Origin of the sequence: Yersinia ruckeri ATCC 29473 (genome assembly GCF_000754815.1) — a bacterium.
Classification (GTDB): domain Bacteria; phylum Pseudomonadota; class Gammaproteobacteria; order Enterobacterales; family Enterobacteriaceae; genus Yersinia; species Yersinia ruckeri.
The window spans coordinates 3,532,128-3,555,857 of sequence record NZ_KN150747.1; the positions used below are offsets into that span (position 1 = coordinate 3,532,128).

Here is a 23,730-nt window from a genome sequence, read left to right on the forward strand (position 1 = left end):
CCCCCTAACCAACATATTTCAATACCTGGTTAATAAGGGCTCAGTGACGAGCCAGTCTTATTATTCAGCTTCTACGAAGCTTTCTTCCGCTTGAACGGCCAGATCTTGAGAACGACCTTCACGGACGGCGGTAGCAACAGCGCCCAGATACAGTTTAATTGCACGGATTGCGTCATCGTTACCAGGGATAATGAAGTCAACGCCATCTGGATCAGAGTTGGTATCAACGATAGAGAATACCGGGATACCCAGGTTGTTAGCTTCTTTGATAGCGATGTGTTCGTGATCGGCGTCAACAACAAACAGCGCGTCAGGTAAACCGCCCATGTCCTTGATACCGCCCAAGCTGTTTTCCAACTTGTTCAGTTCACGAGTACGCATCAGCGCTTCTTTTTTGGTCAGCTTGTCAAAGGTGCCGTCTTGAGACTGGATTTCCAGATCTTTCAAACGTTTGATGGACTGACGAACGGTTTTCCAGTTAGTCAACATGCCGCCCAACCAGCGATGGTTCACGAAGAACTGGTCGCAGTTGTTAGCAGATTCTTTTACCGCTTCGCTTGCTGCGCGTTTAGTACCAACGAACAGGATCTTACCTTTACGGGAAGAAATCTTGGTCAACTCAGCCAGAGCTTGGTTGAACATTGGTACAGTTTTTTCCAGGTTGATGATGTGAACTTTGTTACGTGCGCCGAAGATGAAAGGCTTCATTTTCGGGTTCCAGTAACGAGTTTGGTGACCAAAGTGAACACCAGCCTGAAGCATGTCGCGCATGGAAACAGTTGCCATGATTAAAACCTCTATATTTAACGATTGGGGTTATGCCTCCACGTGTCCCATAACACCGACCCCACAAGCCTCCGCAATAAGACAGTGGCTTTAGGGCACCCCGGTGAATGTGCCGACACGTGTGTGTTATTTACACATATGAGTGCGAGTAGTACTACTTGGCTAAACGCGCATTGCCGCCGAGATAACCCGATGACGCAGAGCGGATCTGCCGGCGCGCTTTATACCATAAACCAGAGCCACACACCAACTTTTGTTGCATTTCGTGGCACCCGGTAAAGGAAAGTTTGGCAGCAATTTGTTGGGCTGGTACCATATACGACAGCATTTTTTACTTATTTAATCATAACAGCGGCCACATTCTGGCCCCTGTGGACCCTCTTGAATGGCTATCACAATTAAAACACCTGCAGATATTGAAAAAATGCGCGTTGCTGGCCGCTTGGCCGCCGAAGTGCTGGAAATCATCGAACCCTACGTTAAACCAGGGGTAACAACCGGTGAACTGGATCGCATCTGCCATGACTACATCACCAATGAGCAGCAGGCTATCTCAGCCTGTCTGGGCTACCACGGTTTCCCGAAATCCGTCTGTATTTCAGTGAACGAAGTCATCTGCCACGGTATTCCAAGCGATGACAAGGTGCTGAAAGACGGCGATATCGTTAACATCGATGTCACCGTAATCAAAGACGGTTTCCACGGCGATACTTCTAAAATGTTTATCGTAGGTAAACCGACCATTCTGGGTGAGCGCTTGTGTCGCGTCACGCAGGAAAGTCTGTATCTGGCGATTAAAATGGTCAAGCCAGGTATTCGTCTGCGTACGCTGGGTAAAGAAATCCAAAAATTTGTCGAAGCAGAAAATTTCTCTGTTGTTCGTGAGTACTGCGGCCACGGCATCGGCGAAGGTTTCCATGAAGAGCCTCAGGTTCTGCATTACGATGCAGACGACAATGGCGTGGTACTGCAACCCGGTATGGCTTTCACGATCGAACCTATGGTTAACGCCGGAGATTACCGCATCCGCACCATGAAAGACGGTTGGACGGTAAAAACCAAGGATCGCAGCTTGTCTGCGCAGTATGAGCATACTATTGTGGTGACTGATAACGGCTGCGAAATAATGACGTTGCGTAAGGATGACACCATCCCCAACATCATAACGCACGAGTAATCACGACCAGCCGGCGATCGCCGGCTTTTTTATGGGCTGCGTTTTATATCAGGGAAATCTATGTCTGATAACAACACTGAAAACCACCTCCCGCAGGCATCTGTGGTTACTATCCCTGAGCAGCCCGCGTTTCCCGGAACTTACCTTGATAACGAACTGAATTGCCAAATACTGAAACAGCGTCTGGAAATCTTCCAGAAGTGGTTAGCTGACGCCTTTAATACCGGAGCCAGCGCTGAAAATTTGGTCGCTGCACGCAGCCATTACATTGATAGCCTGCTACATCGTCTGTGGTCGTTCTACGGTTTCGATAGCGTGACTGAAACGGCGCTGGTCGCAGTCGGAGGCTACGGGCGTGCCGAGCTCCACCCACTTTCCGATATTGATCTACTGGTACTGAGCAAACGACCTCTAAACGACGATCAGGCGCAGCGGATAGGCCAGCTCATTACTTTACTGTGGGATCTAAAACTGGAAGTCGGCCACAGCGTTCGTACGCTGGAAGAATGTTTGCTGGAAGGGCTGGCCGACTTAACCGTTGCCACCAACTTAATCGAATCCCGCATGATTTGCGGCGATGTCGCGCTGTTTCTGCAAATGCAAAAACATATCTTTAGCGACAGTTTCTGGCCTTCACCTGAATTCTTCGATGCCAAAATAGCCGAGCAGCGAGAACGGCATAAACGCTATCACGGCACCAGCTACAATCTGGAACCCGATATTAAAAGCAGCCCGGGTGGGCTACGCGATATACATACTCTAATGTGGGTTGCACGCCGCCATTTTGGAGCCACCTCGTTGAGTGAAATGGTTGAATTCGGTTTTCTGACCAAGGCTGAAAGTAACGAACTTCTTGAATGCCAAAGCTTTTTATGGCGGATTCGCTTTGCCCTGCATCTGGTGTTGAATCGCTACGATAACCGCCTGCTGTTTGATCGCCAGCTCAGCGTCGCCCAACTCCTGCGTTATCAGGGAGAAGGAAACGAGCCGGTTGAACACATGATGAAAGATTTTTACCGTATGACTCGTCGCGTCAGCGAATTGAACAACATGCTGCTACAACTGTTCGACGAAGCCATACTGGCGCTGGATACCAATGAAAAGCCACGACCGTTGGATGATGATTTCCAACTGCGCGGCAATCTGATTGATCTGCGAGATGAAAAACTGTTTATCCAGCAGCCAGAAGCCATCATGCGGATGTTTTATTTGATGGTGCGTAACCAAGATATCACCGGCATTTACTCCACCACCGTTCGCCAACTACGCCATGCCCGGCGTCATCTAAAACAGCCACTGTGTACCATTTCAGAGGCTCGTAAGTTGTTTATGGCTATTCTGCGCCATCCCGGTGCGGTTTCCCGCGCATTACTGCCGATGCACCGCCATAGCGTTCTCTGGGCCTATATGCCCCAATGGGGGAGCATTGTCGGTCAAATGCAGTTTGATCTGTTCCACGCCTATACCGTCGATGAACATACGATTCGGGTGTTACAAAAACTGGAAAGTTTCGCCGATGAATCGACGCGTTCACGCCATCCATTGTGCGTCGAACTGTATCCACGGCTGCCGCAGCCGGAATTATTATTTTTGGCGGCACTCTTCCACGATATCGCCAAAGGACGTGGTGGAGACCACTCTACTCTCGGCGCTCAGGATGTACTGGAATTTGCCGAACTGCACGGTTTGAATTCGCGGGAAGCTCAACTGGTGGCCTGGCTGGTGCGTTGCCATCTGCTGATGTCAGTGACGGCTCAACGCCGCGATATACAAGATCCGGCGGTAATCCAGCAGTTCTCCGCCGAAGTGCAGAGTGAAACCCGTTTACGTTATCTGATCAGCCTGACCGTAGCCGATATTTGTGCCACCAATGAAAACCTATGGAATAGCTGGAAGCAGAGCTTGTTACGTGAGCTGTATTTCGCCACAGAGAAGCAATTACGCCGTGGCATGGAAAACAGCCCAGACCTGCGTGAACGTGTGCGCCATCACCGCTTACAGGCGTTGGCCTTGTTACGAATGGATAATATTAACGAAGAAGCGCTCCATCATATTTGGAGCCGCTGCCGCGCTGACTACTTCCTGCGCCATTCACCCAATCAATTAGCCTGGCATGCTCGCCACCTGCTGAAGCATGATTCGACCAACCCCTTGGTGCTGGTTAGTCGTCAGGCTACGCGGGGCGGGACAGAAATCTTTATCTGGAGTCCGGATCGCCCTTCCCTCTTCGCCGCCGTCGTTGGTGAATTGGATCGGCGTAACCTGAGCGTACACGATGCCCAGATTTTCACCAATCGTGATGGCATGGCCATGGATACCTTTATCGTGCTGGAACCGGATGGCAGTCCGCTGGCGCAGGATCGGCACTCAGTCATTCGTCACGCACTGGAACAGGCAATGACGCAACCGAACTATCAACATCCGCGGGTCAGACGGTTATCCCCCAAACTACGCCACTTTAGCGTACCTACTGAGGTCAACTTCCTGCCAACCCATACCGAACGCCGCAGTTATCTGGAACTGATCGCACTGGATCAACCGGGATTATTGGCACGCGTCGGGGAAATTTTTGCTGATTTAGGGCTATCGCTTCACAGCGCTCGTATCACGACTATTGGCGAAAGGGTTGAGGATTTATTCGTATTAGCAGATAAAGATCGTCAGGCATTGAGTGCTGAAATACGAAAGGAATTAGCACAACGGTTGACAGACACCCTCAATCCGAACGATAAACTGTGATACAAATAACTTTTTAACGACTATTTTTTCTTACAACCTTTCAACTTCAGGAAAGAGAACCGGATGCAGCAATTACAGACCGTTATTGAAAACGCCTTCGAACGCCGTGCAGAGATGACTCCGGCTAACGTAGACACCATAACGCGCGAAGCCATCAACCACGTTATTAATCTATTAGACAGCGGCGCACTGCGCGTGGCGGAAAAGATTGACGGGCAGTGGGTAACGCATCAGTGGCTGAAGAAAGCCGTATTACTCTCTTTCCGCATTAATGACAATAAAGTCATGGAAGGAGCCGAAACCCGCTATTACGACAAAGTTCCGATGAAATTTGCCGATTACGACGAAGCGCGCTTCCAGCGTGAAGGTTTCCGCGTAGTCGCACCGGCCACTGTTCGCAAAGGTGCATTTATTGCTCGCAACACCGTATTGATGCCGTCCTACGTCAATATCGGTGCTTATGTCGACGAAGGCACCATGGTTGATACTTGGGCGACCGTAGGCTCTTGCGCTCAGATCGGTAAAAACGTTCATCTGTCTGGCGGCGTGGGCATCGGTGGCGTATTGGAGCCATTGCAGGCCAACCCAACCATTATTGAAGACAACTGCTTTGTTGGCGCGCGTTCAGAAGTGGTTGAAGGGGTTATCGTTGAAGAAGGTTCCGTCATTTCCATGGGCGTATTTATTGGTCAAAGCACTCGTATCTACGATCGCGAAACCGGCGAAATCCATTATGGCCGCGTACCTGCTGGTTCGGTTGTGGTTTCCGGTAACCTGCCATCAAAAGACGGGAGCTACAGTCTATATTGTGCGGTGATCGTGAAGAAAGTGGATGCCAAAACGCTGGGTAAAGTCGGCATCAACGAATTGTTACGCACCATTGACTAACATTCAATTGGCGGGCTAATTACCCGCTATTTTTTTGTCTTGTAAGCAGTTATCGCCTGCAATCACATATTACGATGGGATTTACTGTCATAATAAAAACTGTGGAATATAAAACCAAAAAGGTGGCGCTATGTATGACAACCTGAAAAGCTTAGGAATCACTCAACCGGAAGATGTCGATCGCTACAGCCTGCGTCAGGAGGCCAATAACGACATTTTGAAGATTTATTTCCGCAAAGATAAAGGCGAGTTTTTTGCCAAAAGCGTAAAATTCAAATATCCGCGCCAGCGTAAAACCGTCGTAGCCGATAACGCCGGACATGGTTACAAAGAGATTCACGAAATCAACCCGAATCTGCGTTACGTTATTGATGAGCTGGATCAGCTTTGCAAACGCGATCAGGTTGAAGTGGATCTTAAACGCAAGATTCTGGATGATCTGCGCCACTTGGAAAACGTGGTAGCTCACAAGATTTCTGAAATTGAGTCCGATCTGGAAAAACTGACTAAAAGTGGTCGTTAAGTTTTAACTCATGAACTATCGGATCAAAAAAGTGGCGACAAGGATATTGTTCGCCACTTTTTTATTTTCACTTCAGCAACTGACCCCATTGCTCAACCCAGGGACATGAAGCAGCTTCCGGTTCCGGTTGTTCGATAGCATCGATTTCCAGCATTTCGCCAATACGTGTAGCACCCTGCTCTTGTAATAAGGCATCAAAAGCACGCCCTGCACCGCAGTAGTTATCGTAGCTACTATCACCCAATGCGATGATGCCATAACGCAACTCCGGCTGAAAACCGACCTGATCGCGTACTGCCTGAAACAGTGGAGCAATACTATCCGGGAAATCGCCTTGCCCGGTGGTCGAAGTGATCACCAGAGCATAGTGCTGACGATAATATTGCCAGGCTTCCAACGTACCTTCGTCGAATAATTTAACTTCGTGGCCTTGCTCGTTCAGTATGTTTTCCGCTTCTTCTGCTACCAATAACGCATTACCATAAACCGTACCGACAAAAATACCCACCTGAGCCATAGAATACCTTCTTTAAATTACCGATTGGTTACTCGCTATCCTGACCTTCGTCAGCGGGAAACTCAACTCTTTCAAGCTCGGGGAGAAGACCCGTCCAGCCAAAAGATGACATTATCCCCTGCCAGGAGCAATCCCAACGAGCCGATAAATTCAGCGGTTCGCCAGTCACCGGATGATTCAAGGATAGATGGCTGGCATGCAGCATTAAACGTGAACAATCAAAATGTTGAGCCACGCCGCGATTCTGGCGTAAATCACCATGGGTGCTATCACCAATAATCGGATGACGAATATGAGCCATATGACGGCGTAATTGGTGCTTACGCCCGGTTTCTGGTGTTAACTCCATCAAGCTGTAACGGGCAGTTTCATAGCGACCGATAGCCACTGGCATCTCTGCCTGAGCCATTGCTCGGTAATGGGTGACTGCGGATTTCGGTGCTTTATCCTGACTGGAGAATTTATCGGCAATTTTGTCCAACTCTTCGGTTAGAGCATAGTCGAGAGTGTCATCTTCCAATACATAACCCCGCACAACCGCATGATAAACCTTCCTGACTTCATGCTGCTCAAACTGTTGCGAGAGCAACCGTGCCACATCGCTGGATAATGCCATCAGCAACACGCCAGACGTCGGGCGATCCAAACGATGTACGGTATACACATGCTGATCGATCTGGTCACGCACCGTTTGCATCACAAAAACCGTTTCATTACGGTCAAGCCAGCTACGATGAACCAGCCAACCAGCAGGCTTGTTCACTGCAACCATATGTTCATCTTGATAAAGTATTTCGAGCATTATTCACTTTCTATATTTAACAGGTCATCAAGACGCTGCAATTGTGCCAAAAGCAGACTGCAATCCGCCTTATGATCCTTTAACGCCACCTCAAAATAAGGCGCAACGGCAAAGCGAGTTGGTAACGGAGAATGACCATCCAACAACGCATACATTCGCGGCAACAACACCCATTGCAACCATTGTTCTGCGGCCATGGTATCAACACAGAAAGGTTCTGTGCTATCAAAGGCTGAGATTTCAGGCGGTGTTTCCTGCCAAAGTTCAACCACATGCAATGCCCGATCGATATCCTGTAAAATCTGACGTACCTGATTGTTTAAACTCATATTTAACTCTAGAACAAGAGCCGGCCAGGGCGAACATCCAGCCCCAACACGCCAATGACGCTAAAAAGCAGGCAAGCATACCATCGAATCGTATGGTGCCCAACTATGTGGGGTCAGTTCACATTGGGCGAGGGTTTACGGAGTTTTTGCTAAATATCAGGGGGAAATCATGCAGAATGTTATCGAATGAAAATACAAAAAAAAGGGGTACTGTTTAACCAGTACCCCTCTATTCGTTTTATAGCAATCCAGCTAAATTGATGCTCCCTGCTCAATCCTTGAAAACTTTTCCTGCGGTTATCCTAACCAGCAATCCTTCGCATTTTCCTACACCATCCAAGTGTTAATCCTTAGGTCTTCCTAACCCACCAATAATCCGTTACTGGCTCCCTGTCTCCATCCTGGAGGTGTCCCTTGTTTCATCCTAAAACGTCCCTTCACTCATCCTGAGCAATCCCTGATTCTTCATCCTGAAGCCACATCATCCCGATGCTGTTCCTTTCCAACCGGCTCCTATCCGGTTAAGAAAGGATCGCTTAATTGGCGAACAGAGACAAGATACTGTAAAGACTCTTATCTATACGATTTAATAGATAAAAAAATGAATGTTTATAACAAAGTGATTTTATTGAGAATAATTTTCATCCGAGAATTTTACATTTTAGAAATAGGAGCTATATCTTACAGCCCGTGTGAGAGATCTCTCACACGACAACAACAAGTAACCCATTAAATAATAGGGTTTAAGTCAGAAAAAACTGGGCGCAACGCGTCAAGGAAATGACTCAGATTGGAAGCTAAAATCGTTCGTTTATTACTGCCAAAGTGTTCAAGAACCACATTCCCGGTGATATTACATAGTGAAACCATGGTCATTTCCGACTCGGTGGTCGCCAAGAATAAAGTCGGTGACAATTTAAGGCGTTTTTGCGTCACCAGATGACCAATAAGATTTTCTTGTAAGCGGGTAAAATCATCTTCGCTCCATACCTGTAGCAAGGTAAGGCGATGATCGCCTAATTCCGCAGCCATATCCCCGGCATATTGTTGGGTATAAAAGGTGTGAATATCATCATGTAACTGAATTTCTAATGCCCGAGCCACATTTTCCAGTGTCGCTACAGGCAAAAATGGCTGTGGTAACCAATAAATCTGATCCTGCCGAGTTTCTATAATGCACGGGGAAGCCACGCCGTACAATTCTTCACTGGCGGGTGGATGGCCAGTCTGCTGCTGCCAAAGATCAACATAACGTTGAGTAAAATTTTGTAGAGCACTTGAAACATTCTGGTCCATATTTTTCTCTCAACATCCGCTAAGCCTGCGCTAAACTGGGAAAATGAAGCCTCGTCTCCCAGCACACAGCCAGACGCGGCATAAATGGTAAACTGTCGGCTATTGTACCGATCTCTCATCAAGGGAACAGCATGTCTTCATATCAAGATCATCAAGCTTTGGCCAAACTCACCCTAGGCAAACCTACGGATTATCGTGACCACTATGATGCAACACTGTTACAGGCGGTTCCCCGCAGTATGAACCGCGAACCTTTGGGTTTGTATCCTGATAATCTGCCGTTCCACGGCGCTGATATCTGGACACTGTATGAACTATCCTGGCTCAATGCCAATGGCTTACCACAGGTTGCGGTCGGGGAAATCAGCCTTAATGCCGACAGCATTAATCTGATCGAATCCAAAAGCTTCAAATTATACCTCAACAGCTTTAACCAAACCCAATTCAGTGATTGGGAAAGCGTCCGTCAAACCTTACAGCAGGATCTTGCCCACTGTGCCCAAGGCGAAGTCAACGTCAGTCTCTATACGTTGGATCAGATTGCAGGGCAACCTATCGCCAACTTCACGGGTCACTGTCTGGATGAACAAGATATTCGCATTGATCATTATGAATTCAGTACAGATTACCTGAAAAACGCCGTCGGTAACCAAATCGTAGAAGAAACACTGGTCAGCCACCTGTTGAAATCCAACTGCTTGATCACCCATCAACCTGACTGGGGTTCCGTACAAATCTGCTACCGGGGTCCACAAATTAACCCTGAAGCACTACTGCGCTATCTCATTTCCTTCCGTCATCATAATGAATTTCATGAGCAATGCGTAGAACGTATTTTCAATGACTTAATGCGTTTTTGTCATCCCGAAACCTTGTCAGTTTACGCTCGTTATACTCGTCGCGGTGGACTCGATATTAACCCTTGGCGTAGTAATACCACGTTCAATCCATCAACTGGCCGTCTGGCTCGTCAATAATGCGTGCCGCTACGCAACATCCGCATTGAAAGTCTCTTTAGTGTTGGTAAAAAGCTGGGGACAACGTTAAGGTAAATTGAAGTGTGTTAGCGGTACGAATAACAGATAGACATCGCCGAAACTCAGTTAACAATCAATTCGATATTCCTATAACAAAACAGAGAGCAGAATTCTGGTACGCAAAAAAGCGAGATCAAAAAAAGAATACTCGGCTCTCTGACGCAACCTGGTTACTAGCGCCTCCCAAGGAGGTGTAAAGGAGTAATTTTGATTACACATATTAGCCCACTAGGCTCAATGGATCTGTTGTCGCAGTTCGAAGTTGATATGCTAAAACGCACGGCCAGCAGCGACTTATATCGTCTATTCCGTAACTGTTCGCTTGCAGTATTGAATTCTGGTAGTCAGACCGATAACAGTAAAGAACTTTTATCTCGTTATGGAACATTTGATATCAATGTGTTGCGTCGAGAACGCGGCGTTAAACTAGAATTGATCAATCCGCCGGAACATGCCTTTGTTGATGGCCGAATTATTCGGGCATTGCAGGCTAACCTATTTGCCGTTCTGCGGGATATTCTGTTTGTTAACGGGCAAATTGCCAACGCTGGTCATTTTCAGCATCTTAATATGGAAAACTCCAGCCATTTGACCAATCTGGTATTTTCCATCCTGCGTAATGCACGAGCACTACACATTGATGAAGATCCCAATATGATTGTGTGCTGGGGGGGGCATTCAATAAACGAAACCGAATATCTTTATGCTCGAAAAGTCGGCAGCCAGCTTGGTTTGCGCGAACTGAATATTTGCACCGGTTGCGGGCCGGGAGCCATGGAAGCTCCGATGAAAGGTGCCGCTGTCGGTCATGCGCAACAACGCTACAGACAAGGCCGTTTTATTGGCATGACTGAGCCATCGATTATTGCCGCAGAACCACCAAATCCGCTGGTAAATGAGCTGGTTATCATGCCGGATATCGAGAAACGGCTGGAGGCCTTTGTGCGAATCGCCCACGGTATCATCATCTTCCCAGGCGGCGTCGGTACCGCCGAAGAGTTGCTCTATCTTCTGGGTATTTTAATGAATCCGCAAAATAGCGATCAGGTGCTGCCGCTGATTCTGACTGGCCCCAAAGAAAGTGCTGATTACTTCTTGGTATTGGATGAATTCATCATGAATACTTTGGGGGAAGAAGCACGTAAATATTACGAAATCATCATTGATGATCCCGATGCAGTGGCTCGTAAAATGAAGAAATCTATGCCACTGGTGAAGGAAAATCGGCGTAATACCGGCGATGCATATAGCTTTAACTGGTCTATGCGAATCGAACCTGACCTGCAATTGCCTTTTGAACCGACGCACGAAAATATGGCCGCACTTAACTTGCATCCAGATCAACCAGCTGAACAACTAGCGGCGGCGCTTCGTCGAGCATTTTCAGGTATCGTCGCGGGTAATGTAAAAGAAGTCGGAATTCATGCCATAGAAACACGCGGCCCTTACAAGTTACATGGCGATCAGCAGATGATGAAGCAAATGGACAGGTTATTGCAGGGCTTTATCGCGCAACATCGGATGAAACTACCAGGCAGTGCCTATACTCCATGCTATGAAATTTGTCCATAAAACGCAGGCGATCTTGATGACTCAGATCATATCCGTCATTTCCAAGTTGTAGCGGTGTTGGCTGCAGCTTGAAAGATGCACACTAAGGATTCCCCAATAGATTTCGAGTTGCAGCAAGGCGGCAAGCGAGCAAATCCTCAGGAGCTTAGCCCACTAAGTGACTGGGGTGAGTGAGAGCAGCCAACACCGCTGCAGCTTGAAAGATGAAGGGGAATATTATTTTTAATAATCAGGATAATGCACACAGTCCATGGACATACACCTTCTTATCGTCGACGCCCTCAATCTTATTCGCCGCATCCATGCTGTGCAAGGCTCACCTTGTGTGAATACCTGTAGCAATGCTTTACAAACGCTAATTTCGCACAGCCAGCCGACTCATGCCGTTGCGGTTTTTGATGAGGATGATCGCTCCGATAGTTGGCGTCATCGGTGTTTACCGGACTACAAAGCTGGGCGCTCGCCAATGCCTGACAATTTGCAGCAGGAAATGCCACAACTGCGGCAGGCTTTCGCTGATCTTGGTGTGTGTTGCTGGCATTCGCCAGGTAATGAAGCTGACGATCTTGCGGCGACATTAGTGGCAAAAATTGCTGGGGCTGGTCACCAGGTCACTATTGTTTCTACTGATAAAGGTTACTGCCAGTTGTTGGCTCCCCGAGTTCAAATCCGTGATTATTTTCAGAAACGTTGGCTGGATTTACCCTTCGTTCAGCAAGAATTTGGCGTTGCACCTCACCAGTTACCCGATTATTGGGGATTAGCTGGAATTAGCAGTAGCAAAATACCCGGCGTTGCCGGTATTGGGGCAAAAACGGCGGCGTTACTATTACAGCAGGCGGGCAGCCTAGAGGCTATCTATCAGGATTTGGAACAAATACCGGAAAAATGGCGTAAGAAGCTGCAACAACATCAAGCAATGGCATTTATCTGTAAACAGGTTGCCACGCTTAAAACAGATCTGTCGCTGAGTGGAAATTTACAGCAGCTTCGATTGAGCCAATAGCTAGCTAAGTCCTTCAGACGGCTGATAAACCTCGATTCTGCGATTTCTGGTAGCGAAGACCGGGTGAAGAATCCACGCTTGGGAGATCGCGGAATGAGACTATCAGGACGTAGTCACGGCGTCTTGACGATCTGCCTGTTTTCACACCACTGTGCTCACTTTGTCATTAACCTCAAGGGAGCCGAAAGCCCCCTTATATTATGCAAATCATCACGCTTGGCTGATTAAGCCCACTGCCGACTAGTCGCGTTCATCCCGACGACCCGGAGCTCCAGACCAGATGCGGCGCACGTGAACAGTGACTTCTTCACGATCGTGATACAACTGTTTGACCTGGATATGCGCGTTAATATTATTTTCCTTCAACTGATTATCCATTAACGCCAGATTTTGCAGCACTTCTTCATAACGCTTTTTCATTGGCAACTTAAGGTTAAAAATTGCCTCTCGGCACCAGCCGTTAACCAACCAATCGGTTATTAACTGGGTGACACGAGCCGGTTTCTCAACCATGTCACATACCAGCCAATAAATATTGCTGCGAGTTGGTTCATATTTGAAACCATCAACGCGGTGATGAGTGACCTGTCCAGTATCCATTAGGCTTTGCGCCATAGTACCGTTATCCACCGCTTGCACCATCATGCTGCGTTGAACCAACTGATAAGTCCAACCACCTGGGCAAGCCCCGAGATCCACCGCATGCATGCCGCTGGCCAAACGTTCTTCCCACTCATCTGCCGGGATAAAGACATGGAAAGCCTCTTCCAACTTGAGCGTTGAACGGCTTGGCGCATCCGAAGGGAATTTCAGACGTGGAATCCCCATATAGAATGGCGAGTTATTATTGCTGTAGGAATAACCGACGTAACAACAACCCGAGGCAATGAAGAATACGTGTACCACTGGGCGATGGGGGTTTTCACGCGCCTGCAAAATTTTCTGCTCACGCATACCGGCACGCAATGGAACCGTCAGTTTTCGGCAAAATTTCAGCAGTTCTTTACTTTCATTGGTGTCTGGTACTTCAACCCGCAGTTCACCGGCCTTTTCGACGACACCAACCAACATACCGACGATCGGTGAAACCCGATCTTCCGGTGGTAAATCTTTCAGCAATTCGCCAACAACCATCATTTGACGAGCAAAAATAAGCTCTTTAAACGGCAGCTCGCGAATTAGCCGATCGGCATCTTCGTGCTGGTGGCATTCAAACAGCACATAGCCACTATTGTCTTTTACCCGTGCAAAACCGAAAACTTCATGTTCCGCAGCCTTGGCGGTAATCTCTGCCGCACACTCTTTTTCAAATCCTTGACGGCAATATAAAGCAATTCTATTCATGGCGTTCTGCCCTTTTCCGTAGACGCAGCGCGCCAATCAACATCAAAATCCATCCCGCCAGAAAGCATACTCCGCCAATTGGCGTGATATATACCCAAAGTTTCAGGTGCGATAGAGCCAGGCAGTAGAGACTGCCACTAAATAACAAGATCCCGAGGGCCAGCAGAGCGCCACTCCAGTAAAACCAAATAATTACCTGTCGTTGCATCGCAACGGCCAATGCCAGAATAGCCAAGGTGTGAAATCCCTGATATTCCAAACCAGTGCGAACCCAAGCCATCTCATTGACGCCGAGGGTTCCATTCAAAACATGTGCGCCAAAAGCGCCAAAAGCGACATAGAAAAAACCGCTGATAGCGGCAAATATCAGCATCAAACGACCACTCATCGTTATTTACCTTATTTTATAAATAATTACTGTTGAAAAATTCAGCAACTTAGCATTTTTCACGATCAATTTTCGTAGCGGAATCGTAATTTCTCTTGCTCGCTGGCCGCCCGTGCCAAAATCCATTGGCGAAAGGCGGCTATTTTACCCAGTTCTGCCTGACTGTCATGACAAACCAGATAAAAAGCATTTTTACTGACCAAAACGTCATTGAATGGACACACCAAACGGCCTGCTTCAATTTCTGTTTGAGCCATCACGTTATTTACCAAGGCAATACCCTGACCATGCACCGCCGCCTGAACCACCATGGCGCTGTGACTAAAAATTGGCCCTTGTTGCACATTAATTTGTGGAACGCCCAATTGGCGAGTATAGGCTAGCCAGTCTCGACGTGAAGTATCATGCAACAGAGTATGATAGGCCAAATCAGTGGGAACTTTCAGCGGATGCTCCCCCATTAATAGGCCAGGCGCACAGACTGGCAGCAAAAATTCGGCATATAACCTTTCGGTACGTAATCCCGTCCAGTTACCACGACCATAGAAAATGGCCACATCTACATCATCTGCCAACTTATCTTCTTCGCGATCCACGGCCTGAATTCTGACATCAATTCCCGGATAAGCTGAGTTAAAGCTGGATAAGCGAGGAACCAGCCATTGAATGGCAAAGCTCGGCGGTAAACTAACCGTCAATGCCCCTTTAGCGCTACGCGCTTGCAACTTACGCGTTGCTTCGTTGATCGACGTAAAAATTTCTTTGATGTCGAGGTAATAACTCTGTCCCTCTTCGGTCAGCAACAAAGATCGATTGCGGCGACGGAACAATTTCAGGCCAAGGAAGTCCTCCAGCGATTTAATCTGGTGGCTAACAGCAGCCTGAGTGACAAACAATTCATCAGCCGCCTTGGTAAAACTAAGCTGGCGTGCAGCCGCATCAAACACGCGGAGAGCATTCAGGGGTGGCAATCGTTTTGACATGAGTTAGATACTTTTTTTTAACGGCTCATCCGTAGATGAAACCCTTTGTTTACTTATTAGTTTTTATAATGCGAGCCATTATAAATTGTCCGTTGATGATGCGCCAGCAAATACCTATAGTGACGACACTTCCCAAGCCGGAACGAAAAGCAGGTTTAGTCTCCAGGTACTAAAGTGCTTTTGGCTTTGTGGGTGTGATGTTGTGTTTGCAAATGGTCTGGTATGCCAGACATAGTAGCTAAGCTACTGTTTTTTCACTTCCTGTACATTTACCCTGTCTGTCCATAGTGATTTTATGCAGCACCGCCTGATAGCGGTGCTTTTTTTTGTTTTAAATTTAAGCTTTACTCAGCATGAGGTAATAGAAATCTTAAATTTAATCAATGAATTAAGATTCGCCACATGACTGGTTACTTCCCTTCTGCCATTTCTTTTACTTATGAATGATTAATCTGCTGTTCGGTTCCACGAGCACCAAGATCGCTGATCATCCCAGAATCATTATCGACTTTAGGTTTACCATCAGCGACGATGGTGCGACCATTATTAGCATGCATAATATAGTTGCCAGAACGGGTCACGAGAATAAAAGTCAGTATCAAAGCAGAAACTGTGGCGGCTATTTTTTTGATAGACAGCGTCTTGTAGGTAAAGCGCCAAGAAATTTACTTAAACTATTCAATTAGTTAATCCGACATGGTTATTTAGAGTAACAATCTAATTATCATTTTCCCATGTTCTATGTAATTAGCAGGCTAGTTACCAATTAGATAACTAACAACAAGAAAAATCTTAGGTTTTCAGAGGATGCGTGCATTGTATGAAGTCTTTTAACCCTGCTGTTTTTCGTGCAGAATTTCCTGCTGTCAATCATTCGGGGATTTACCTGGATAGCGCTGCCACGGCGCTAAAGCCTCGTGCGGTTATTGATGCGACTCAGCAGTTTTATGCACAGGATGCCGCAACAGTGCATCGTAGCCAGCATCAGGCCGCTCGTTCCCTGACGCTGCGTTTTGAACAAACCCGGCAGCAAGTTGCTGATTTTATTAATGCTCCAACGGCAGACTGTATCGTTTGGACGAAAGGCACCACCGAAGCCATCAATCTGATCGCCCAAAGCTATGCCCGCCCACGATTACAGCCGGGTGACGAGATTCTTGTTAGCGAAGCAGAACACCATGCCAATCTCATTCCTTGGCTTATGGTGGCAGAACAAACTGGCGCTACCTTGGTAAAACTACCGCTTGGCGACGATTTTCTCCCTGACTTACAGCAGCTACCAATCTTATTAACGGATAAAACCCGTATATTGGCATTAGGGCAAATGTCCAATGTCACTGGTGGTATTCCCGATTTGTCTTTAGCAATTGAGGTTGCTCACCGCAATAATTGCGTGGTGGTGATTGATGGCGCACAGGGTGTGGCGCACTGCCCAGCAGATGTTCAGGCTCTTGATATTGATTTTTATGCTTTTTCTGCCCACAAACTGTATGGTCCAACCGGTATTGGCATTTTGTACGGTAAACCTGAATTACTGGATACCATGCCTGCTTGGCAAGGAGGAGGGAAAATGCTCACTCAGGCATCATTTGCTGGCTTCACTCCGCAAGATGCTCCTTACCGCTTTGAAGCCGGAACGCCTAATATTGCAGGTGTTATTGGCCTGTCCGCGGCACTTGACTGGCTCGAAGGGGTTGATATGGCAGCCGCAGAAGAATACAGCAGCAGTCTGGCGACTCTGGCAGAAGAAAAACTGGCTGAGTTGAGTGGATTTCGCAGCTATCGCGCGTCAAATTCCAGCCTGCTAGCCTTTAATTTTGATGGCGTGCATCACAGCGATTTGGTCGCACTATTGGCAGAACAAGATATTGCTTTACGAGCCGGTCAACATTGTGCGCAACCGCTTATTCATGCTTTAGGCATCAGCGGAAGTTTGCGCGCCTCATTTGCACCCTACAATACCCGCGAAGAGGTAGAAAGCCTCTACTCTGCCATTGCTTTCGCGCTAACATTGTTACAAGACTGATGAATGCCCCAGGAAAACTTGTGACTCACTGAATAATATAGAAGAGAAGATAATGATCGCCCCACACCCTTTTGGCCACGAAATAACCTGCGATGACCTGATCAAGATATTCAGCACACAAAAACAGTGGGAAGATCGTTATCGCCAACTGATTTTATTAGCTAAACAGCTACCGCAGCTAGACGAATCGTTAAAATATTCCGAGATTGAGCTATCAGGCTGTGAAAACCGAGTCTGGTTAGGTCACGAGCTTTTGGCTGATGGTCGCCTGCATTTTTATGGTGATAGCGAAGGTCGCATCGTTCGTGGATTGTTGGCGGTGCTACTCACCCATATCGAAGGAAAAACAGCGAAAGAATTGCTGGCGATCGATCCTTTAGCTTTATTTGATCAACTGGGGCTTCGCCAGCAACTCAGTAGTTCCCGCACCAGTGGATTACAAGCACTGGCGCAGGGCGTAAAAATCATTGCCGCATGCTATCAGGGCTAAATACTTACTCAAGCTGATTCTGGCGCGCCGCTTTCGCCAACATTTTTTTCAGCACATGCGACACCGCAACAAAACCAAAGGTTGCGGTGACCATAGTAGCAGAGCCAAATCCAGCAGCACAGTCCATCTTTTTAGGGCCTTCCGCCGTGCTACGTGAAGCACAGACTGAACCGTCGGGTTGTGGATACACTAACGGTTCGGTAGAAAACACACAGTCGATACCCAACTTCCCTTTACTGTTCTTCACTACGTTGTAATCGTTTTTTAGCCTTTCCCTCAATTTGGCCGCCAGCGGATCTTGAATCGTTTTGGCCAAATCAACAACCTCAATGCGGGTAGGATCTATCTGTCCGCCAGCACCACCGGTAGCAATCACCGGAATTTTATAGCGACGGCAATACGCCAATAGCGCCGCTTTTGGTCGGACACTATCAATAGCATCAATGACATAGCTAAAATTACGATCCAGCATTTCTACTACATTTTCTGGCGTAATAAAATCATCAATGCAGGTAACCTGGCATTCAGGGTTAATCGCCCGAATACGCTCAGCCATAACTTCGGTTTTAGCCTGCCCGACATTTTGTCGTAATGCATGCACCTGTCTGTTGGTATTAGTGACACAGACATCATCCATATCAATTAGCGTTATGGTACCGATACCGGTTCTGGCCAGTGCCTCCGCTGCCCATGAACCCACGCCACCAATACCAATCACACAAATATGAGCCTGTGAAAACAGCGCCAAAGCCTGCTGACCATAAAGGCGAGCTATACCACCAAATCGCTGTTGATAAGCCTCAGAATAGAGTGCGCTCATAACCTTTTTACCTTCGAATAGAGAAATAACGTCAGTGACTCAGCATTACGAATACAAAAGCGGCCCGGCGGCCGCTTGGAGTCATCTGACGATGAAATAAAGCAACTGTGATTATTCGCCCTGGTTCTTTACCAGAAACGAGGAATCTGAGGCGGTGTGGGTCTGATTACCTTTATAGGCGGTAAACAAAGGACCGCCGCTTCGCGCATTCTTCAACACCCAAACCCGACCATAATGGTTATAAAAACCGGCCGCCTGACCAGCATCATGGCCAATGCCCTGATAAATATCAAAATGCTGCCCTTTTATTGCACCACCGACGTCCAATGCAACCATCAGACGCATTTGATATTGCCCGGTGAATTTACCCTGATTATCCAACAGTGGCACTTCGGCCAGTAAGGTCGTTCCCGCAGGGATTAACGAACGATCCGAAGCTACCGAGGCTTTAGCAATTAACGGAACTGCACTCGCGCCTTTTACTGGGGCATACATTTCCGGTTTGAAGAACACAAATGACGGATTCTGCTCTAATAATTCTCTGACTTCGGCTTCACTGTGTGTTTCCGCCCATTTACGGATGGCCTGCATCGACATATCGGCTTTTGCTACTTCGCCACGGTCGATCAGCACTTTCCCGATACTGCGGTACGCATGACCATTCTTACCTGCATAACCGAAGAAGGTCAGCGGCCGACCGTCACCAAAATCAACATAGCCGCTGCCCTGCACTTCCATCATAAAGTTATCCATCAACGAATTGGTGTAGGCGATAATTAAATTACGATTATCTAGCGCTCCCGCATAAATTCCGGCGCGATCTGGCAGACGGCCTTTGCCTTTTTTAGACGGCATACGATACAAAGGATGACGAAACTCCCCTTGCGGCGTATAGCGAGCTTGTAAAACGGGAGTGTAATAACCGGTAAACTGCACGTTACCGAAGTTATCCACGCCTTCCATCTGATAAGCGTTCAAACCAAATTGGCTAAGTTTGCTGGTATCCGCGCCTGCCAGCATCCAGTTCTGAACGGCCTCAAAAGTATGACTTTGGCGGTTGTAGAGATTAGGTGAAGCCTGATTAATCACTTTCACCTGATCCGAATAATCTTTTGCGTTAACCGGCTTACCCGTGGCGCTGGGCTCATTCACCAGTTCCATAGGATGATTCAGGCGACCATCTTTATATTGTTGACCACGATCGGTCGGCCGTGACTGACAACCAGCCAATACAGCAATCATTAATCCGCTCAGTAAGTATTTGCCCCAACGTCCTTTCATTACACGCCTTCTTATACCTATTTATCTTCTGGCAGAACGATAACAAAGGCCTATGGATAAAGGAATCAATAGCCACAAAAAATCATATTACCGAACCATATTGCCCATAACGTAGAAAAACAAACCACATAGTGCAGAAATTAGTCAGTTGGCTATCTTTATGCAGTTTAAATGCCAAAAGCACTTGCAAGAAATGTGATCCAGAGTATAGTGCGCTGAATCGGACGCGGGGTGGAGCAGCCTGGTAGCTCGTCGGGCTCATAACCCGAAGGTCGTCGGTTCAAATCCGGCCCCCGCAACCAACCGATACTGATTACCAGCAGTATCAAATAGTCGTCCGATGTTGTTGAAGTAAAAGTGAAAAAGTTGTTAGACGGACGCGGGGTGGAGCAGCCTGGTAGCTCGTCGGGCTCATAACCCGAAGGTCGTCGGTTCAAATCCGGCCCCCGCAACCAACAACTTGGCACTAAGTAGAAAATAAGCATTAAGACGGACGCGGGGTGGAGCAGCCTGGTAGCTCGTCGGGCTCATAACCCGAAGGTCGTCGGTTCAAATCCGGCCCCCGCAACCAATTCTTAATGATAACTTTCTTACTCAAGACACCCATATGGGTGTTTTTTTGTTTCTGGCGTCCAATCATCTCCAGTAGTATTCTTTTTGCCCTTCCTTCTCTGGCTAGCCATCCAGCTGTTTTTCACAAAAATCTAAAAGCAGCTAAAAAACTATAAGCGAGCCACTACATCACTGTGGGAAAAATACGCTTTGATGCCAGCAAACACCGACTCAGCTATTTGCTGTTGAAAATGGCTGCTGCGTAATTTCCGTTCTTCTTCAACATTACTAATAAAAGCCGTCTCAACCAGAATCGATGGAATATCTGGCGCCTTCAACACGGCAAAGCCCGCCTGATCAACCCGGTTTTTATGCAATTTATTAATCTTGCCTAAACGATGTAACACTTCTTTACCAAAGATCAGACTGTCATTTATCGTTGCCGTTTGCAGCAAATCGATCATCGTATGATCAAGATAGCGATCGCCACTCTTACTGACGCCACCAATCAAATCCGCTTCGTTCTGCGTTTGTGCCAGAAATTTCGCAGCCGTACTGGTTGCGCCTTTCGTCGATAAAGCGAATACCGAAGAACCACGAGCGGCACGATTGGTAAAAGCATCAGCATGAATGGAAATAAACAGGTCAGCTCGCTGTTTACGCGCTTTAGCCACCCTAACTTTCAGTGGAATAAAGACATCTTCATTACGCGTCATATAAACCCGCATATTAGGCTCACGTTGAATCAGCGCACGTAAACGACGAGCGATTTGTAGCACGATATCCTTTTCGCGGGTTTTATTTTTGCCAATAGCGCCAGGATCTTCACCACCATGGCCTGGGTCCAACATAATAACGATCGGACGATCTCGCCCAGCCTTACCTGCCCGTGCGGTTTCCGCTGGCAGCGATCGCTCCACATTGCCTTTGTTGTAGTCTTCAAGTAATGCCAGTAGCGGGTCATCTTCTGCGGTGTCCCCCCCTTTTTCTGGATAGAGATCAACCACCAACCGGTTATGAAACTTGGAAACCGGCTTCAGTGTAAATAGCTGAGGGCTAATGCTTTGCTTGAGTTCCAATACCAGGCGCACGGTGTTTTTATCAAACTGTCCAACTCTAGCCTGCTTCAGATAAGGATCGCCAGACTGAATCTGGTTGCCGATATCTTTCAGCGCACTGTTCAAATGGACGCCCTCAATATCCACCACAATCCTGTCCGGGCTGGTTAACGTAAATTGACGATATTTCAACGGCGAATTGGACTCCAGTGTCACCCGGGTATAGGTTGATGAAGGCCAGATACGTACGGCAATCACTTGAGTCGATGCGGCAAATCCAACCGGACTGACACTGAGCAGCCAGGTTGCAGCTACGCCTTGTAATAAACGACGACGCTCAGGATTATGATCTGAATTTGCCATGGAACTCCAAAGTAACCACCAATAAACGATGAAAAAACAAACAAAAAAGATAACAGTGGCAAAACTTTAGCGAATCACTCCGCCTCTGTCATCAGAAAACATTTTTATGTTATTCAATTTATTACTCTCACCAAGCCATATACATGCATTTAATAGCAATTTCTTACTTGCTATCACGGCAATAAAAGAATAAAAATACAAAAATAGCGAATAAAAATTCAATGAGGGTCTGCCGTGAAGGAACGTAGTACTGAACTGGTCCAAGGGTTTCGCCACTCGGTTCCCTATATTAATGCACATCGTGGCAAGACATTTGCCATCATGCTTGGTGGAGAAGCGATTGAGCACGAAAACTTCTCTAACATCGTCAATGATATCGGGTTATTACATAGTCTCGGAATTCGTCTGGTGGTGGTTTACGGTGCTCGTCCGCAAATCGACAATAACCTCGCTCAGCATAACTATGAACCTATTTATCATAAGCATACCCGCGTAACAGATTCCCGAACCTTGGAATTGGTTAAGCAAGCTGCCGGTTTATTACAGCTAGATATCACCGCTCGATTATCTATGAGCTTGAATAATACTCCGCTGCAAGGCGCACATATCAACGTCGTCAGCGGCAACTTCATTATTGCTCAGCCGCTGGGCGTGGATGACGGTGTCGATTATTGCCATAGTGGACGAATTCGTCGTATTGATGAGGAAGCGATTCATCGTCAGTTGGACAATGGTGCGATTGTTTTAATGGGACCGGTCGCCGTTTCTGTCACTGGTGAAAGCTTTAATCTGACCTCTGAGGAAGTTGCGACACAACTGGCAATCAAGCTAAAAGCAGAAAAAATGATTGGTTTTTGTTCATCTCAAGGGGTAACCGACCAGGAAGGGAATATTATTTCCGAGCTATTCCCGAGTGATGCCCAAAAACGCATCGAGGAACTCGAGCAGGAAGGTGACTACCATTCCGGTACCGTACGTTTCCTCCGTGGAGCCTTGAAAGCCTGCCGTAGCGGCGTTCGCCGTAGCCATTTATTGAGCTACCAGGAAGACGGCACATTAGTACAAGAGCTATTTTCACGCGATGGGATCGGTACCCAAATCGTGATGGAAAGTGCCGAGCAGGTAAGGCGTGCCACCATCAACGATATTGGCGGTATTTTGGAACTGATTCGTCCATTAGAACAGCAAGGCATACTAGTACGCCGCTCCCGTGAGCAGCTAGAAATGGAGATCGATAAATTTACGATTATTGAGCGCGATAATTTAACCATTGCCTGTGCAGCACTCTACCCGTTCCCAGAGGAACAGATAGGAGAAATGGCCTGCGTAGCCGTTCATCCTGACTATCGCAGTTCATCCCGTGGTGAGATGTTGTTGAAACGGGTGGCTAATCAGGCTCGTCAAATGGGATTAAAGAAACTGTTTGTATTAACGACGCGCAGTATTCACTGGTTCCAAGAACGTGGTTTTACACCGGCTGAAGTTGAAGTTTTACCGATTCAAAAGCAGGAGCTTTATAACTATCAGCGACGTTCAAAAATATTGCTGGCAGACCTTTAATTGCACCACAAACTGATTTAAACATGAAGGACGTCAAGCTCCGGAGGTAATTGACAAAGTGCCGTAGCGGAGGTAACAGGCTGTTTGTAAAAATACCGTAAATCCGTCCATATAGGCTCGAGCGAGCCGTCCGTGGCACCGATGCTTGACTCTTTTGCCCGCTATCACTACCAGAGATCGAGCCATTGGGTGG

The 23,730-nt window shown here is 47.3% G+C and carries 22 protein-coding genes and 3 tRNA genes; 13 read left to right on the forward strand and 12 right to left on the reverse strand.

Annotated features, from left to right (window positions below):
- Positions 1-60: 60 nt before the first annotated feature.
- Entirely contained in the window at positions 61-786 is a 726-nt protein-coding gene (gene rpsB, locus DJ39_RS15920; RefSeq protein WP_004719679.1) for a 30S ribosomal protein S2, read from the reverse strand.
- Between the two features lie 385 nt (positions 787-1,171).
- Here rpsB and map point away from each other — a divergent pair, with 385 nt between their 5' ends.
- From map to DJ39_RS15940, 4 genes are all read left to right on the forward strand, one after another.
- Positions 1,172-1,963, forward strand: a complete 792-nt coding sequence (map, locus tag DJ39_RS15925; RefSeq protein WP_004719684.1) for a type I methionyl aminopeptidase — start codon at positions 1,172-1,174, stop codon at positions 1,961-1,963.
- A gap of 60 nt (positions 1,964-2,023) precedes the next feature.
- Positions 2,024-4,702, forward strand: coding sequence for a bifunctional uridylyltransferase/uridylyl-removing protein GlnD (gene glnD, locus DJ39_RS15930; RefSeq protein ID WP_004719685.1), 2,679 nt, complete (start codon positions 2,024-2,026; stop codon positions 4,700-4,702).
- A 63-nt stretch (positions 4,703-4,765) separates the two neighbouring features.
- Positions 4,766-5,590: a 2,3,4,5-tetrahydropyridine-2,6-dicarboxylate N-succinyltransferase gene (gene dapD, locus DJ39_RS15935; RefSeq protein ID WP_004719687.1), complete on the forward strand. Its 825-nt coding sequence runs from the start codon at positions 4,766-4,768 to the stop codon at positions 5,588-5,590.
- 130 nt (positions 5,591-5,720) lie between these two features.
- A complete protein-coding gene (locus DJ39_RS15940) occupies positions 5,721-6,113 on the forward strand; it encodes a DUF3461 family protein (protein ID WP_004719689.1) in 393 nt (130 codons plus the stop codon).
- 67 nt (positions 6,114-6,180) lie between these two features.
- Here DJ39_RS15940 and DJ39_RS15945 read toward each other — a convergent pair whose 3' ends face one another.
- From DJ39_RS15945 to syd, 4 genes are all read right to left on the reverse strand, one after another.
- Complete coding sequence (locus DJ39_RS15945) at positions 6,181-6,630, reverse strand: flavodoxin (protein ID WP_004719691.1); 450 nt, start codon at positions 6,628-6,630, stop codon at positions 6,181-6,183.
- 28 nt (positions 6,631-6,658) lie between these two features.
- Entirely contained in the window at positions 6,659-7,432 is a 774-nt protein-coding gene (gene truC / locus DJ39_RS15950; RefSeq protein WP_004719693.1) for a tRNA pseudouridine(65) synthase TruC, read from the reverse strand.
- Positions 7,432-7,761, reverse strand: a complete 330-nt coding sequence (locus DJ39_RS15955; protein ID WP_038245194.1) for a YqcC family protein — start codon at positions 7,759-7,761, stop codon at positions 7,432-7,434. The genes truC and DJ39_RS15955 overlap by 1 nt, the downstream gene beginning before the upstream one ends.
- 729 nt (positions 7,762-8,490) lie before the next feature.
- The gene (gene syd, locus DJ39_RS15960; protein WP_004719694.1) at positions 8,491-9,057 is read right to left on the reverse strand and encodes a SecY-interacting protein; all 567 of its coding nucleotides are present in this window, start codon (positions 9,055-9,057) and stop codon (positions 8,491-8,493) included.
- 131 nt (positions 9,058-9,188) lie between these two features.
- Between syd and queF the strand changes: the two genes are divergently transcribed.
- The 3 genes from queF to xni all read left to right on the forward strand — a co-directional run bounded on the left by queF (position 9,189) and on the right by xni (position 12,672).
- On the forward strand, positions 9,189-10,034 hold the full coding sequence (gene queF / locus DJ39_RS15965) for an NADPH-dependent 7-cyano-7-deazaguanine reductase QueF (RefSeq protein WP_004719696.1): 846 nt from the start codon (positions 9,189-9,191) through the stop codon (positions 10,032-10,034).
- A 267-nt stretch (positions 10,035-10,301) separates the two neighbouring features.
- The gene (gene ppnN / locus DJ39_RS15970) at positions 10,302-11,666 is read left to right on the forward strand and encodes a nucleotide 5'-monophosphate nucleosidase PpnN (protein ID WP_038245198.1); all 1,365 of its coding nucleotides are present in this window, start codon (positions 10,302-10,304) and stop codon (positions 11,664-11,666) included.
- Between the two features lie 250 nt (positions 11,667-11,916).
- A complete protein-coding gene (xni, locus tag DJ39_RS15975; RefSeq protein ID WP_038241131.1) occupies positions 11,917-12,672 on the forward strand; it encodes a flap endonuclease Xni in 756 nt (251 codons plus the stop codon).
- A 240-nt stretch (positions 12,673-12,912) separates the two neighbouring features.
- Here the strand turns inward: xni and rlmM are convergent, their stop codons facing one another.
- From rlmM to DJ39_RS15995, 4 genes are all read right to left on the reverse strand, one after another.
- Complete coding sequence (gene rlmM, locus DJ39_RS15980; RefSeq protein ID WP_038241129.1) at positions 12,913-14,016, reverse strand: 23S rRNA (cytidine(2498)-2'-O)-methyltransferase RlmM; 1,104 nt, start codon at positions 14,014-14,016, stop codon at positions 12,913-12,915.
- On the reverse strand, positions 14,009-14,404 hold the full coding sequence (locus DJ39_RS15985; protein ID WP_004719703.1) for a DUF423 domain-containing protein: 396 nt from the start codon (positions 14,402-14,404) through the stop codon (positions 14,009-14,011). The genes rlmM and DJ39_RS15985 overlap by 8 nt, the downstream gene beginning before the upstream one ends.
- A 65-nt stretch (positions 14,405-14,469) precedes the next feature.
- On the reverse strand, positions 14,470-15,387 hold the full coding sequence (locus tag DJ39_RS15990; RefSeq protein WP_038241127.1) for a transcriptional regulator GcvA: 918 nt from the start codon (positions 15,385-15,387) through the stop codon (positions 14,470-14,472).
- Positions 15,388-15,824: 437 nt separating this feature from the next.
- Positions 15,825-16,019, reverse strand: coding sequence for a YgdI/YgdR family lipoprotein (locus DJ39_RS15995; protein ID WP_038251562.1), 195 nt, complete (start codon positions 16,017-16,019; stop codon positions 15,825-15,827).
- A gap of 188 nt (positions 16,020-16,207) precedes the next feature.
- Here DJ39_RS15995 and csdA point away from each other — a divergent pair, with 188 nt between their 5' ends.
- The gene (csdA, locus tag DJ39_RS16000; RefSeq protein ID WP_004719708.1) at positions 16,208-17,413 is read left to right on the forward strand and encodes a cysteine desulfurase CsdA; all 1,206 of its coding nucleotides are present in this window, start codon (positions 16,208-16,210) and stop codon (positions 17,411-17,413) included.
- Positions 17,414-17,465: 52 nt separating this feature from the next.
- On the forward strand, positions 17,466-17,903 hold the full coding sequence (csdE, locus tag DJ39_RS16005) for a cysteine desulfurase sulfur acceptor subunit CsdE (protein ID WP_004719711.1): 438 nt from the start codon (positions 17,466-17,468) through the stop codon (positions 17,901-17,903).
- Positions 17,904-17,907: 4 nt separating this feature from the next.
- Here the strand turns inward: csdE and tcdA are convergent, their stop codons facing one another.
- Together tcdA and mltA are read right to left on the reverse strand one after the other, a co-directional pair.
- Positions 17,908-18,723, reverse strand: coding sequence for a tRNA cyclic N6-threonylcarbamoyladenosine(37) synthase TcdA (tcdA, locus tag DJ39_RS16010; protein WP_004719713.1), 816 nt, complete (start codon positions 18,721-18,723; stop codon positions 17,908-17,910).
- A gap of 111 nt (positions 18,724-18,834) precedes the next feature.
- On the reverse strand, positions 18,835-20,004 hold the full coding sequence (gene mltA, locus DJ39_RS16015; protein WP_004719715.1) for a murein transglycosylase A: 1,170 nt from the start codon (positions 20,002-20,004) through the stop codon (positions 18,835-18,837).
- A gap of 225 nt (positions 20,005-20,229) precedes the next feature.
- Between mltA and DJ39_RS16020 the strand changes: the two genes are divergently transcribed.
- The 3 genes from DJ39_RS16020 (at position 20,230) to DJ39_RS16030 (ending at position 20,575) form a co-directional block, all read left to right on the forward strand.
- Positions 20,230-20,306 (forward strand) — tRNA-Met (locus DJ39_RS16020).
- Between the two features lie 76 nt (positions 20,307-20,382).
- A tRNA-Met gene (locus tag DJ39_RS16025) sits at positions 20,383-20,459 on the forward strand.
- A 39-nt stretch (positions 20,460-20,498) separates the two neighbouring features.
- A tRNA-Met gene (locus DJ39_RS16030) sits at positions 20,499-20,575 on the forward strand.
- 151 nt (positions 20,576-20,726) lie between these two features.
- Here the strand turns inward: DJ39_RS16030 and amiC are convergent.
- The gene (gene amiC, locus DJ39_RS16035) at positions 20,727-21,977 is read right to left on the reverse strand and encodes an N-acetylmuramoyl-L-alanine amidase AmiC (RefSeq protein WP_004719716.1); all 1,251 of its coding nucleotides are present in this window, start codon (positions 21,975-21,977) and stop codon (positions 20,727-20,729) included.
- Between the two features lie 234 nt (positions 21,978-22,211).
- Here amiC and argA point away from each other — a divergent pair, with 234 nt between their 5' ends.
- Entirely contained in the window at positions 22,212-23,537 is a 1,326-nt protein-coding gene (argA, locus tag DJ39_RS16040; RefSeq protein ID WP_004719718.1) for an amino-acid N-acetyltransferase, read from the forward strand.
- The last annotated feature ends 193 nt before the right edge of the window (positions 23,538-23,730 follow it).

Excerpts from the sequence above, each read along its gene's own strand:
- rpsB (WP_004719679.1), bottom strand. The coding sequence starts at position 786 with ATGGCAACTGTTTCCATGCGCGACATGCTTCAGGCTGGTGTTCACTTT.
- map (WP_004719684.1), top strand. The coding sequence starts at position 1,172 with ATGGCTATCACAATTAAAACACCTGCAGATATTGAAAAAATGCGCGTT.
- glnD (WP_004719685.1), top strand. The coding sequence starts at position 2,024 with ATGTCTGATAACAACACTGAAAACCACCTCCCGCAGGCATCTGTGGTT.
- dapD (WP_004719687.1), top strand. The coding sequence starts at position 4,766 with ATGCAGCAATTACAGACCGTTATTGAAAACGCCTTCGAACGCCGTGCA.
- DJ39_RS15940 (WP_004719689.1), top strand. The coding sequence starts at position 5,721 with ATGTATGACAACCTGAAAAGCTTAGGAATCACTCAACCGGAAGATGTC.
- DJ39_RS15945 (WP_004719691.1), bottom strand. The coding sequence starts at position 6,630 with ATGGCTCAGGTGGGTATTTTTGTCGGTACGGTTTATGGTAATGCGTTA.
- truC (WP_004719693.1), bottom strand. The coding sequence starts at position 7,432 with ATGCTCGAAATACTTTATCAAGATGAACATATGGTTGCAGTGAACAAG.
- DJ39_RS15955 (WP_038245194.1), bottom strand. The coding sequence starts at position 7,761 with ATGAGTTTAAACAATCAGGTACGTCAGATTTTACAGGATATCGATCGG.
- syd (WP_004719694.1), bottom strand. The coding sequence starts at position 9,057 with ATGGACCAGAATGTTTCAAGTGCTCTACAAAATTTTACTCAACGTTAT.
- queF (WP_004719696.1), top strand. The coding sequence starts at position 9,189 with ATGTCTTCATATCAAGATCATCAAGCTTTGGCCAAACTCACCCTAGGC.
- xni (WP_038241131.1), top strand. The coding sequence starts at position 11,917 with ATGGACATACACCTTCTTATCGTCGACGCCCTCAATCTTATTCGCCGC.
- rlmM (WP_038241129.1), bottom strand. The coding sequence starts at position 14,016 with ATGAATAGAATTGCTTTATATTGCCGTCAAGGATTTGAAAAAGAGTGT.
- DJ39_RS15985 (WP_004719703.1), bottom strand. The coding sequence starts at position 14,404 with ATGAGTGGTCGTTTGATGCTGATATTTGCCGCTATCAGCGGTTTTTTC.
- DJ39_RS15990 (WP_038241127.1), bottom strand. The coding sequence starts at position 15,387 with ATGTCAAAACGATTGCCACCCCTGAATGCTCTCCGCGTGTTTGATGCG.
- csdA (WP_004719708.1), top strand. The coding sequence starts at position 16,208 with ATGAAGTCTTTTAACCCTGCTGTTTTTCGTGCAGAATTTCCTGCTGTC.
- csdE (WP_004719711.1), top strand. The coding sequence starts at position 17,466 with ATGATCGCCCCACACCCTTTTGGCCACGAAATAACCTGCGATGACCTG.
- tcdA (WP_004719713.1), bottom strand. The coding sequence starts at position 18,723 with ATGAGCGCACTCTATTCTGAGGCTTATCAACAGCGATTTGGTGGTATA.
- mltA (WP_004719715.1), bottom strand. The coding sequence starts at position 20,004 with ATGAAAGGACGTTGGGGCAAATACTTACTGAGCGGATTAATGATTGCT.
- amiC (WP_004719716.1), bottom strand. The coding sequence starts at position 21,977 with ATGGCAAATTCAGATCATAATCCTGAGCGTCGTCGTTTATTACAAGGC.